This window comes from Vibrio sp. MMH1-50 (assembly GCF_022347645.1).
GTDB lineage: Bacteria > Pseudomonadota > Gammaproteobacteria > Enterobacterales > Vibrionaceae > Vibrio > Vibrio harveyi.
On the sequence record NZ_JAKRGG010000013.1, the window covers coordinates 1 to 13,422 of the forward strand.

General features: G+C 43.8%; 5 protein-coding genes and 1 pseudogene. 4 read left to right on the forward strand and 2 right to left on the reverse strand.

Annotated elements, in window-relative coordinates; translation table 11 throughout:
- The 4 genes and pseudogenes from MHO32_RS12000 to MHO32_RS12015 form a co-directional block, all read left to right on the forward strand.
- A pseudogene (locus MHO32_RS12000) lies at nucleotides 1-576 on the forward strand (tandem large repeat); the annotation flags it as partial.
- A gap of 758 nt (nucleotides 577-1,334) precedes the next feature.
- Entirely contained in the window at nucleotides 1,335-3,053 is a 1,719-nt protein-coding gene (locus MHO32_RS12005) for a hypothetical protein (RefSeq protein ID WP_239212132.1), read from the forward strand.
- 1 nt (nucleotide 3,054) lies between these two features.
- The gene (locus MHO32_RS12010) at nucleotides 3,055-4,290 is read left to right on the forward strand and encodes a TolB family protein (protein WP_239212133.1); all 1,236 of its coding nucleotides are present in this window, start codon (nucleotides 3,055-3,057) and stop codon (nucleotides 4,288-4,290) included.
- Nucleotides 4,283-8,974 carry an OmpA family protein gene (locus tag MHO32_RS12015; protein WP_239212145.1) on the forward strand — a complete coding sequence of 1,564 codons (4,692 nt, stop codon included), beginning with the start codon at nucleotides 4,283-4,285 and terminating at the stop codon, nucleotides 8,972-8,974. The genes MHO32_RS12010 and MHO32_RS12015 overlap by 8 nt, the downstream gene beginning before the upstream one ends.
- A 70-nt stretch (nucleotides 8,975-9,044) precedes the next feature.
- Here the strand turns inward: MHO32_RS12015 and MHO32_RS12020 are convergent, their stop codons facing one another.
- Nucleotides 9,045-10,682 carry a sigma-54-dependent Fis family transcriptional regulator gene (locus MHO32_RS12020; RefSeq protein ID WP_239212148.1) on the reverse strand — a complete coding sequence of 546 codons (1,638 nt, stop codon included), beginning with the start codon at nucleotides 10,680-10,682 and terminating at the stop codon, nucleotides 9,045-9,047.
- Nucleotides 10,669-13,347: a type VI secretion system ATPase TssH gene (gene tssH / locus MHO32_RS12025; protein ID WP_239212160.1), complete on the reverse strand. Its 2,679-nt coding sequence runs from the start codon at nucleotides 13,345-13,347 to the stop codon at nucleotides 10,669-10,671. Before tssH ends, MHO32_RS12020 begins: the two co-directional genes overlap by 14 nt.
- Between the last annotated feature and the right edge of the window lie 75 nt (nucleotides 13,348-13,422).

Here is a 13,422-nt window from a genome sequence, read left to right on the forward strand (position 1 = left end):
TTCGATAAAGAAGTGACGACTCCAACAGGTTCAACTTTAGGTACTGCGGCGATCAACTGGACGCCACAGGTTGGCACTCACACCCAATGGGAAGGTTTAGTTCAAGTGGCAGCGGTAGCCGATTCAGTGAAGAGCGTGTCGTTAACGCTGCAAGGCTTTGAGGATGCAACTGGCAATGCTGGTGAATCGTTCACATCGAGTAAGGCGTTAACTATCACACCAACAATTACTCTCGAAACTATCAACGATGTATCAGGTGCGACAACGGTAATCGTCAATGGTACCAGTACTCGTTTTGAGGTAGATGACACAATCGAAATCAAAGCTGTTGATAGTGCTGGCGTAGAAGTAACAGGGAATACACTTGTGCTTGTCGGCGGAGCATGGACGATCGATTTAGACCTTTCAACCCTAAAAGATGGTGTCATTACTGTCTCCGCAAAAGGCACTAACGCGTTATCTGCTACAGCTGATGAGGAGAGCACAACATTCAATTACGACAGTACGACGGCTCTTGTTATTCCAACGTCTTGGGGTAAACATCATGGTGATATCCCCTTGCTTAATGCAGCCTAATTGAAAGCGAGCTCTTAGCTCGCTTTTTTTACCTAGATTTAAGTGATCTAAATCAAACGATTCGCTTTTTATAATAATTTAACCGGATGATTCAATGGTCTTTCTACAAGGTGAATTATCTAGAATACCTATAAGTATTTTGTTTTTAGATGGTGTTGGTGTGATTGTGGTGGTCAATTTAGATATGTAATGGTGAATATGCCACGTTGAGAATATGTCGCAATATTATATAGTTACGGCTGATTGCTATACCCCAAGTATAGAGTTCTGCAAACGATAGGGTACAACCTATCACTTGTGTAATCGTATTGAAGTGACACCAACCTAGCATCACGTCAAAACGGTTATGCGTTTTTGTGGGTGTGATAAGCACTCACCTTTTTATTCACGCTTTCTCAGTAGTAATTAACCAACGTATTGTTACTGGGGAAGCTGCTCCCTTTAGAGCCTTGGCTTGCCGCTATATTTTGGTCTATTGAAATTGTTAACTTCTGCCCAAAAACGAAAAAAAACCGATTTCTGAAAATATAACTTTTGAAAGGTTTGGGTGGTTATTGTGTCTTTATTGCTAGTGATAATTACCAATAAGCCTGTCTTTCTGTTGTTTTTAATGGTTTTAACCTTTTCGTCGTTTTCTCTATCTGATTGAATGTTATAAATTTAATTAGTAGCATTGAGCCACCAAATCGTACTTGTAAGCCTTATCAGCTTAAACGTCACCGCAACCATATTTACGATGTTGGTTGTGGAGAATCCAAATGCATTTAGTTTGCAAATTTATACCTAGCTCGAAGCTATCCTCCAACGAGCTATCTTATGTTCTTACGCCAGACGAGTGTATAGGGCAGCTTTCGCGTTTGCGAAATTCAGATGACATTCTTAGAAACCTCCCTAAAGAGTTTGCGCAAAAGATTTCTCTCTCTGCCAAGAAAACGACCAGCGGATTGTTAGCTGCGATCAGAGTCGAATTGGGCAAAGGTAGCTGGGTTCCATTATCTTCCTTCGCTCGTAGGTCGCCATTAACGGACTCTCAGTTGCAAAGTTTCCCTAGGCTTAAAACACTCGTTGACTCTGTTTCTGCTTCGAATGAAAGAAAAGTTTTCAAAGCGGGTTATAAGCAGGTTACTGATGATGTAGCTCTAGTCCGCAGTTACACGCATGTACCTTCTGAGCCAAGCCCAGAACAAAAAATCGTTGTCGAACTTGCAGGGCAGTGGGCTAGCAATGCAGCATGTTTGATGTTGGGTAAAACCGAAGCTCAAAAAGAAAAAGTGACTATAGGCAAGGCCGATACCGAGAGCAAACACCGCAGCCTCGCGACGTTTAAAGATCTCGATGCTGAAGGCAAAATGCTTTATATCAAAATCCCTTGTTCCGACCAGCCTCAGCCAATCTTGCTTAAACTCGCCGAAGACCTGCAGCCCGTTGATCAAGAAACTCAGATGGACGAGTGGGATAACGTGTTGGTGCCTTTGGTTCCAGTTCATAAAAGTGATTCAGGGTATGTATCTATTGAAAACGGTTATATTTATGTCGTTTGGCAATCAGAAGTTTGGCGAGAAATCCAAGTTCAAAATGACGGACGCTTTTCTGATGTCGATCTATCACTCTACCAAAGCACTAAGCCCTCGCCTCAAAGATCAGTCGATATTAGCTTATATGACGAAGACTCCGAAGCATTTCTGTCAGGGGAAGCGTTTCAGTTGTACCAAGACGGTAAAAAAGTCTATGAGGGTGTGTTGGACGAATATGCTTGCGCCCGTGTTTTTGGTCTTACTGCAGAAGAAGTTGAGGTAGTGGTCGCTGATTGGCCTAACGAAGGCGAAACATACACAGAATTACTTCAAACCGAGTTGAGTCCATTTAAGGCTGGAAGTAAAACTAAGAGAGAGCCGCTTGGTGTTCCTTTGCCTCATATTTGGCTTCCATACAAAATAAACGGCAGCGTACAAAGTGATGTTGCTCTTTATTATTCTCGGGCTCAACTCAATACTCAGCAACTCAATGAATTAAAGAGCGGGAATAACGAGAAAGCGATTAAAGTAGACCTCAGTGATTATTCTTCTGCTCATAACTTTGATGCGAGCTCCGAACCTGTGATTTCGCTGCCGAATCTAGATACTCAAGTGCTAAGCAAATCAGATTACAATGTCGTCAGTCAAAAAGAGCAGGGTGTTGCTGCTGCTGTTGTTAACTCCCCAAGTGAAGGCATTGTAATCACGTATAAAAGTAACCCTCAGTGCGATCAACCGGATGATTTTTTCCAACTGACGTGTGTTGATGAAACATGGAGCCAAAAGATTTTTTTGCGCGAGGCTGAGTTTGTTGATCAGTATTGTAAAGAAGTCGTGTTTAGTGGTTGGTTACCAGAAGTTAAAAGGGTCAATCTAACCCGTCATTGCCGATCTCATAACTCAGATAAAACGGTCTTAATGTCAGTAATTTATCAAGACATTGAACTCACGGAACTATTATAAAATGAAACGAACAACGTTAAGTATCATGCTTCTGTCGACAGCTATGTTATTAACAGGCTGTGGTGACGAAAGTAACCAAACTTCGAATACTGCAATAACACAATCCGTAGAAAAAGAACCCACTCAAAAGGCTTGTTACAATGTTGGTGAAACAACGTCATTCGAACGCAAAGATGTAACAGGACCACGCTGCCAATGGCAAAGTGAGCACAACTTTATTGTTTACTCTGAAGATCTGTCCAAGCCTGAATATCCAGGTACACTTCCCGTAAAACCAGGCTATGCTGTTCGCAGAGCAAAAGAGTGGCCCCGTGAAAATTTATCTGATGCGAGCTCTTATGACAAACCTCGAATTCAGTTTTGGTGGAATAATGTCAGCTCTCGAGACCCTCTCGTAAATGATTACGAAAATGGCTACAAGATTTGGAGCGTGAAAATTGATGGGACAGATTTACGTTTAGTTACGGATGATATGCCAAGTACGGCGTCACCACAGAATTTTACGATGAGTCGTTCACCTAACAATCGTTATGTGGCTTATGCATACAGTTATGGAGGGCCTTTGATAAAGGCAATCTTTGACTTAGAAACGCAACAGACCATTCAGCTGGGTAGCGCGAGTACTAAGCCATATTTGGTCTGGGCGGACGATTCTAGCTACATCTATTTCTCAGACGGTTTTAAGCGCTTTAAATACACACTCGCGACGGGAACCAAAGAAGAGGTAGATGTACCGTTGTCTGAAGATACGGTCATTGTAGATGGCAAGTTAATCAATGCCGCGGGCTTGGGGGTGGGAGTTTATGACGCCAAGACACTCAAACGCTTATACACGATTTTACCTGAAAAAGAGTTTGAAGACTCCATCGATATTGAGAAGCGCATCTATCGCCAAATTGCTATCAGCCCCAATGGTAAATATGTATGGGGCATAAACTCGTATCGTAAGGTGCTGATCAATGTTGAGGATCAAACTTGGCTTGCGTTTTCTAAGGAAGGCGATGAAAAGAACGTTTATGCGAAAGTTGTAAATATCAGTAACAACGGTAATGAAACACAGAGAGGAGCAGCAAAAATAACCATAAGACGTTATGGGGCAGATTACCGTTATGAAATGAATGGAAATGGCGCTCAGTCATGGAAGGTGATTCATTCTGGCAGAGTTGCTAAAACCCCGGTGCTTTATAATGCCGATGCTGACGGCGGGCGTTTTCTGGAGGTAGAAAACGATGAGTAATGACCTTAAGTATTTACCAACAGATGTCTATTTGTTTGGTGTCGATTTTCCTAATGTTGGGGATGCACAGAACCCTCGATATAAAGCACTCAATATCGAAAAAGACCTGACCTCATTGGAAGAGTTGAAAAATATCCGCCCTATGTCACGGCTTCCCATTGCAATAAATTTAGGTGAGGAAAGCGCAGCCCTTTGGGCGACAGACGATTTAGGTCGTTTACATGTACTGGGTGATTCTACTCAGAAAAACCAAAAAACCAATATCAATCAGGTTTTGGTACTGCGTTCGCCAGTACATGAGTTAGCACAGAAGACGTACAAGCTGTCTTTTCCTGAATGGTCAATGCTCACAGAGTTGGCGATTGGTGCGCAGAGTAATGCTCGCCCAATCAAAAAGGCGTGCTCAGATCTTGCCTCTATCTTAGGAAATCTAAAGGGAAATGGGAGCAAGAAAACACTGAACTCGCTAGAAAAAAAAGTGGAATACGCTGTCACAGAAGTAAAGCGCTCACAACTTGCGCCTAAATATGAAGCGGGCACTCAAGCACTAACTGATGAGCAAGTTGCGTATAACAAATGGTATGACTCTGTTCCTGAAGATAAGCCCATTCGTGGCTTTATTGTACCCACGTTCTCATTTCTCACCGTAGCATTTTCAACACAAGAGTATGCTGATGCAATTGTTAAAGTTACTCGTTTTGATGAGGAGAGCGGACAGCACCTCAACCTGCAAGACGAAGAAATCATAACGCAAGCACAACTTGACCGAAACAGTGATTCGCATCGTCCAATAGCTTTGTTTCCGTTGGCGTCGGAGGTTTTTACTGATGGCATGTACACCATTGAAGTGGTTTTTGATGTTGACCTCATCGATGAGATACCTGAGTTTGCACAGAATGCCACTAATGTAACCAAAGAGTATGATGAATTTGGTGATGCTACTAGAGTCAGCTACGAGCTACGAGAATACATCACGCTTAGCCAAACGACACCGTTTGGTAAGATCGCGGTTGTTGCGGGCGACATGATCTCACTTGAAGAGTCTTTGATATACCAATTTCCTACTCACTTTAAAGCTCTACAAGCCTTCCGGATGGGGGAGCTTGAAAACCTAGAGAATAGCGGAACGACTGCCAGTATGAGTGCAGCGCTGTGGGAGATTGGAACAAAAGTTACACCAAGTTTGGTTAATGCTGGCATTAATATTCATCAAAATCCCTCAAATAAACACGACGTGATTGGAAGTTTAGCAAATACGTTTTGGGGGCAAGTAGACAAGGGCGCTTTACCCCCAGCCATGATTTCGGCATTGGAGTTTTCATTTGGGGTATCGGCGACTGCAGCAGCTTACCAAACTCTTCAAGATTTACGCCAAGCAGCATCGGAATCTGAGCGTGCAGCTCAAGTGGGCTTAAAAACGCTTCTCAAAGAGAAAGGGTTTGATAAAAGTAAGTTCTTTACCAAGGTTATTGAACCTGCGAGAAATGGTAATGCCCACGTTGTGGCGGGGAGTGCTGCTAGAACGTGGTTGACAGGTAACGGCAGTGTCAAAAGCTTTTTGTCGCCCTTTGCTGGTGCCGGGCTCAATGCAATTAACACCTTCTATGAGATAAAAGAGATCACTGACAAAACCGAGCAATTTCGCTTAGCAGAAGAGAAAGCTAAACTCAGGAAAAGTTATTTTGAGCAGGTATCACGTGATTATCTGAACTGGGTACCAGTCTGGAAAGAAAGTCTGAAGAGCGGGGAATTACTACTTAAGCAAATCATAGATAAGTTAGGCGACAATGTAACGTTTACTGACAGCATTCCGAATGACGTTGCTGAAGACAGTGCAATGTTTGTTAAAGACCATAAAGGTGCCGGTTTACGCTTGGTTTTTCCTTTTGATAACAATCAGGTTCAAGCCCCTCACTTGTCATATTTGGCTGCTGTTGATAAAGAATTATCCAAGATTCCAAATGCCGTTGTTGAAATCGAAGGGCATGCCTGTCAAAACGGTGATTCAGAATATAACCAAAACCTTTCGCAACAGCGAGCACAGCATGTTGCTGAGTTCTTTTCTTCAGTCAGTGACATTCGATTTTTTGGCGAACGTCGACCGATAGTCGAGGTACCAAACAACGAAATCAAACGCGAAAACGCTCAACTTAATATTAACCGACGTGTTGAGGTTCGAATCTACCTACAAGAGTTTGCTGCGAGAATTCCACCGAGTCGACTCGGCTTTAAGGCTATGGAGCAAGCGCGTTTAGCTCAGTTAAATGCGAACTTGGGAGAAGAAGCAATTGCAAAAGAGCTCAAGCTAGCTATCTTCGAGATGATCGTTGGTATGGCTTGCTATGTTCCGATAATAGGACAGGCAGCAAGAGGCTTTTTCGTTGTCAAAGAAGGCGGGAAAATGCTGATGAGTGGCGCCCAGTTGCTAGACTCTGCGCTCTTCGATTATTACTTGTCTTCCTACAACGAAGTTAGAAAAAGCATATCTGCGATTGAACAACTTAGCCATGAAACCACAGAGATTATTGATTCATTGGCTGAAATTAATACTCAATTGACTGAGATGTATTTTACGTCTTCAGAGGCGTTAGTCGAGCACCTAGGAAAAGCAACGGGTGCAAAGGAGTTGATTAAGCGCTATCAACGCCGTGCACTTGCTATTAATGGTTTGGTACTTTTGATTCAAAGAGCTTGTGCTGAGGGCGAACAAGAGTTCACAAAGCAGTGGCAAGTATTAGCCATCGATGAATACATTCAGCGATATATCGAAACCGACGGCTGGATATTAAACACAGAGTTAAAAGAAAACTTGTGTAACTTGTGGCTCCAAGAACTCATGCGTCGTGAGGGACACAAGCAGTTAGTTGAAAGTTACGGTGAAGAAATCGCTGAACAAATCATCACTCGTAACAAAGCCAACTATATTGCTCCAAAAAGGAAAGACGTTTCTGGGGCGTTTAATGTCGCGTTTCCAGTGCAAGACAAGCTCTATAATCGTGATCAACAACGAGGCTTAGTGGAGTTTGCGACACAGTTTAATGTTGAGTCTAAAAAATTATCAGAAGAGGACCTAGGGTTCGTTAGGTTATTAGTCTCTGAGCCTCATGACAACTCTAAATGGGTCACCTTTGATGAGTGGGAGAAGGCACGATTAAAAGCAAATAAAAAGGTGCGATTATCGCCTTTCCACCGTTTGAAGTGGCAAATGGTGTTAGGCAAACAAAGTCTAAAACAGATGACGTCAAATGTGTTTCAGTGTGAGATGTCTTATCAGCGCACTGACGGTTTACTTAATACCAGTGGGCCTAAGTTTAATTTGATGTTCAAACCGATGAAACACGAGGAATTTAGTGTAGACCCCAAAGGTGAGTTGGCCGAATTTTTTGAGGCGGAAAAAGCAGATAGCAAAGTCCTTATTGGTTGTGAGTTTGAGCCGTATTTTTACTTTGGTGATGATGTCTTCTCTGGAGTGAAGCCTTTGATCGCCAAGCATGATTTAGTCGATTATAGCGGCTACTTATCTAAAGTTGCTCTCGGTCCGATTTTTGGGCAGGTGATAAAAATTGACTCTCAACAAGATGTACTCAAAGAATATGTAAACAGCGGTGGCTTCAAAAATATGACCTATGAGTTCACTCTCTCTGGAAGCAACTATAAGCTACCAGTACGAGTGGACAAGACAGTCGGACGATTTATTACATCACCTAGACAGATTCCTGTAGGGGTTGATACAAACCATAACTATACACTCTCTGCTAAATCGGGCTTTTTGGCGAACGGAAATAGTGTGTCAGAGAAAGATTTGTTAACGCTAGATTTTGTCTTACATAGTAAAGTTCATAAAGGCCCGACAAAGCCTGTTATCGATGACATTAAGCACAGTGCGATTGCGGTCAACTACGGGAATAAACGACAGTTTATGAACGAGGACAGTATGTTCACTACGGCAGATGAGCTAAAAGGCTTTGATTGGACTTCGAAGAAGTCATTCGCTATGGAAGTTATGCTCATTGGTGGCAAGCACAGAAAAGAGTCGTATCAGGGCCAAAATCTTGAATGGCAGAGTGTTCCAGTTTCACTAAAGCTCTCAACCACTTTTGATAATGAAGCCGTATTTGGATCTGAAACTACCTCTGGTCCTGAGCATCTAAGTAACCTTACTTATATTGGGATACTAAAGAAGGACGGTTCTAAATGGATGCTAGATGACAGCGATGTGATTAACAAAAATATAAGCGCAGATTTTGTCTCTGAGGCTCTATCCAACATAGACATGGAAGAAGATTTCGGTGGTAAGGTCGTCTACGCGTCTCGATTCGAGTTCGCATTTAAAGCGCTGAACGGGCAAGAAATCAAGGGACTTCGACCATTTGGCCCCGTTGTTTCGACATCTGGTAGATTCCAAGAAGCAGTTCTAAAGGTGTCCTCTCTAACACAACGCAATACAGCGGAAAAGACGCCGTTCAAACTTGGAAGCTTTGAGATGTCGTTAGGCAGGCAGTACAAAAATGTAGATGAATTATCTTATTTTTCTGATTGTGAAGACCCAAGCTATAAAGTTGATAAAGATATGTACATCAACTGGGCAAAACTGAAACCAGACGAGCGTACAGAACGTTTGGTAACTTGGATTAGAGACCCATACTTGGCAACCATAATTGAAGCGTCGATTCTCAACAAATAAAAAAACCGCCTTCGGGCGGTTTTTCTTTTCTTATCAATGAAAACTGAAGTAGGAGTTCTCGCTTCTCCAATCAACCCGCTGCAGAAATATCGTATTTCTTCATCTTATGGTTGAGGGTACTCATTGGTAGAGCTAACTGTTCGGCGGCTTTCTTGGTGTGCCAGTTGCAGGCATTTAAGCAGTCGATGATCACTGTGCGCTCGTACTGACTGACCACTTCCTTAAGACCCATCAAGCCATCGTCAGAATCAGAACGCCTTGGTTCTTGAACTGGCTGTTCAGGTTGCTCGGTAGCAGGGGAGACAGCATTAACTTCGAAGCTTGGCACATCTTCTAGTATTTGTTCACCAAACTCAATGTGAGTGATGGTTTCAAAATCGGACAGTAGCACTGAGCGTTCGATGATGTTTTTAAGCTCACGCACGTTACCCGGGTATGGGTAGGCAAGAAGCTGCTTTCGTACGTTGGCACTTAAGCCTGGTGCCTGTGGTAAACCTAACGTGTTAGTCGTGTGCTGAACAAAATGTTCCGCAAGTGGAATAATGTCCGACTGACGTGCTCTCAGCGGTGGTAAGGTAATCGGGAATACATTCAAACGGTAGAACAAATCGGCACGGAATTGGCCATCTTTGATTTGCTGCATGAGATTACAGTGGGTGGCCGCGATTACGCGAACGTCTACCTCAATCTCTTTGCTAGCACCGATAGGGCGAACCTTACGCTCTTGTAGCACACGCAAAAGCTTTGCTTGCAGTAGCATTGGCATATCGCCGATCTCATCTAAGAAAAGCGTACCACCATTGGCTGCTTCAAACAGACCGACTTTGTCTTTATCTGCACCAGTGAATGAGCCTTTCTTATGACCGAAGAGTTCCGATTCTAATAATTGCTCTGGGATTGCGGCACAGTTCTGAACGATCAAAGGTTGCTCTGCTCGGTTAGAGTTTTCGTGAATGTATTTCGCGATCACTTCTTTACCAGCGCCCGTTTCACCACGCAATAACACATCGACAGGAAGGGATAACACCTTATCAAGTCGATTCAAGACATTGAGCATTTCTTCGCTCTCTGCAATAGGACCCTGATAGGTTTTTTGGGTACGCTTTTTGAGTTGAGTGTTCTCACGAAGCAGTGCTTGGTTATCGGCACTCAGGCTTTTGATCACTTGCCCATATTGCTCTAACCAAACCGCTTGGCGAATATTGCTTGCGGCCATGCGACAGAACTCGGTGAGTGCGGCTTCGTTGTCGATAACACTTAAGTCGAGCAAGACCAAGAGTCCAATGGTCTTACTTTCGCTATCAATCAAAGGCCAAGCCAGTAAATTCTCGCTCTTTAATCCAAGCGTCTGCTCAGTTAGATAAATGCTGTCACAGTCGTAGCCGTTGTACTTATACAACTCGTTAATCAACACCACCTCACCATTGCGAATGGCAAAGTTAAATGGGTCGTTCTCACTAGCGGAATCTATCTGCAATGCCTCCCAAGGGTGGGAAACAATCGTTTTATCGTTATGGTGAGCGGTACTTGGAATCAACGCCTGGCCAGTCTGATCCAAAACATAAATGATGCCGTGCTTTGCGAGGGTCATTTGTCTCGCAGCAGTCAACACGGCATCTAAGGTTTGGGTAAGCTGGCTGCGATCAGCCAAAGATTGACTGATCGCAAGTAGGGCGTTGCTAAGTTCGCTATGGTTAGCTGAACGCATAGGTTAGTGTTCCTTGCTCATCGACAGACACTTCGATTTGCGTATGTGAATCATCCTTGTCATGCACTAGTAGCTGAGTCGATAGCTGAGGCAATAACTGACGGTTGATGACCGCATCAATGTTACGCGCACCTGTTTCAGCAAGACGACAGTTACCAAGTACGAACTCAACCAAGTTATCTTCGTAGCTCAAAGACAATTTATGATGGCTCTGTAGACGCTGAGAAACTTTGTTTAGCTTGTGGTGAATGATTTCTGTCATTGCTTCATCAGACAGCGGAACAAATGGTAGTACCGACATACGTGCCAATAGCGCTGGTTTGAAATGCTGGTTCAAAGTAGGGCGGATAGCCTCTGCGATGATGTTGGCATCAATGTCTTTTGATTGATGAACCAAAGATTCAATCTCATGCGTCGCAAGGTTGCTGGTCATGATGATTAGCGTGTTCTTGAAGTCGATAGTACGACCTTCACCGTCGTTCAGTGTGCCTTTATCGAACACTTGGTAGAACAGGTTCAATACTTCTGGATCCGCTTTTTCAACTTCATCAAGCAGTACAACTGAGTATGGACGTTGACGAACGGCTTCTGTGAGCATGCCACCTTCACCGTAGCCTACATAACCCGGAGGTGAACCGATTAGGCGAGATACCGTGTGCTTCTCTTGAAACTCAGACATGTTGATGGTCGTCATGAAGCGCTCACCACCAAACATTTGGTCGGCAATTGCACGAGCGGTTTCGGTTTTACCCACACCGCTTGGACCAACGAGCAGGAATACACCTGTCGGTGCGTCTGGGTTTCCTAGACCGGCTTTTGCAGTTTGGATACCTTCAGACAGTGCATCGATAGCGTATTCTTGACCTTTGATGCTTTGTGTTAGGCTTTCTTTTAGTTTAAGAGTGGTTTCTGCTTCGTCTTGAAGCATCTTACCCATTGGGATTCCAGTCCAGTCCGAGATCACGTGGCTGACTTCATCTGGACCCACTTCAAAGTGAACCAGTGGGTTGTCATTGCGGATTGCGTCTAGCTGTTCTTGGCAGGCTGAAATTGCAATGCGAACCGCTTCTTCATCCATTTCTGCGCATGGAGAAATGTCTTGCTCATGTTCTGATTCTTCATCAGTAATCTGCTGTTCTTCGTCGGTTTCACCAGACACTAACTCATGTAAACGAGAACGTAGTGCAATCATTTCTTCGATTTGCTCTTTCTCTTTGTGCCATTGTGCTTCTTGTTCTGCTAATTCTTCTTTTGTTGCTTCCATTGCCAGTTTTAGGTCTGGAATATTAGCAAGACTGTGTTTATCGCCTGTTTGTTGTAGCGCATCTCGCTCAAGGGCTTCGAGCTCGCGCTGTTGTGCAGCAAGTTCTTGTTGAAGTGTTTCTACAGACGCCGGAATGGCATTTAGGCTGATGTTCACACGTGCGCATGCTGTATCTAGAACATCAATGGCTTTATCTGGCAGTTGGCGACCCGAAATGTAACGAGCTGAGAGCGCTGCAGCTGCGGTGATGGCATCATCGCGAACATATACATTGTGTGATTTTTCGTAAGCAGGGCGCAAACCACGGATGATCAATGCTGCTTGTTCCGGAGAAGGCTCGTCGAGTTTCACAAGTTGGAAACGACGCGCAAGGGCAGGATCTTTCTCGAAGTACTTTTTGTATTCCGACCAGGTTGTTGCTGCGATTGTCTTGACTTCACCACGGGCTAGTGCAGGCTTTAGCAAGTTTGCAGCATCGCTGCCGCCTGCTTGGTTACCACCACCAACAAGTGTGTGTGCTTCATCGATGAAAAGAATGATAGGGGTTGGCGAGTTTTTCACTTCATCCAATACAGCGTTTAGGCGTTTCTCGAATTCACCTTTTACGCTTGCCCCGGCTTGTAGAAGTCCCATATCCAAGCCATAAAGCTCGACACCTTTTAGGTTGTCAGGCACATCGCCTTGCACGATCTTAAGTGCTAGTCCTTCAACGACGGCTGTTTTACCAACGCCAGGCTCACCAACCGCAATAGGGTTGTTTTTGCGACGACGGGCAAGAATGTCCACAATTTGGCGGATCTCTTGGTCACGGCAGAATACTGGATCGATTTCGCCTTTGCGTGCTTTACCAGTGAAGTCGGTCGTGAACTTGCTCAGTGCTGAGCCATCTTCACGAGCTTGAGTGTTTTCTGACGTGGCGACTTGCGCTTCGATAGAGTGGCTCGTTAGCTCTGCAAAGTTGCGTTTGAGACTATCAGGATTTAGGGCTTCAAGGATAGAGGCGTAACCGTGTTGACCGTAACGTAGAGGGTTGCTAACAAGAGTAAGGAGCAGAGCACCGGAGCGGATTTGTGTTTCAGACAGATCTAAAGAAGAAACCAGCCAGCTTTCTTGTAACCATTCAATTAATAAAGCAGAAAAAACGGGTTTGCTGCCATTCCCTTTGGCGTTGGTATCGAGAGTAGATAGAACCGATTGTCTTAATAAGTTCTCTGAACAATCAAAATGACTTAATAAGACGTCAAAATCACTATTTGGTCTTTCTAATAGACTCAATAAATAGTGCTCAATTTGAACTTCGTTTGCTTTTTCAGAAACTGCAAGTGCAGCTGCGTCTTCTAGTGCAACTTTTGCTATCGGGTGTAGACGCTGAATTAATGAAGAAAGGTTTATATTTATCATGACCATTTAATTCTTTAGAGGAAAAGATGTAATGGCTATTATACTAAAAGTGACAATGTTCTTTTTTTATCAAGA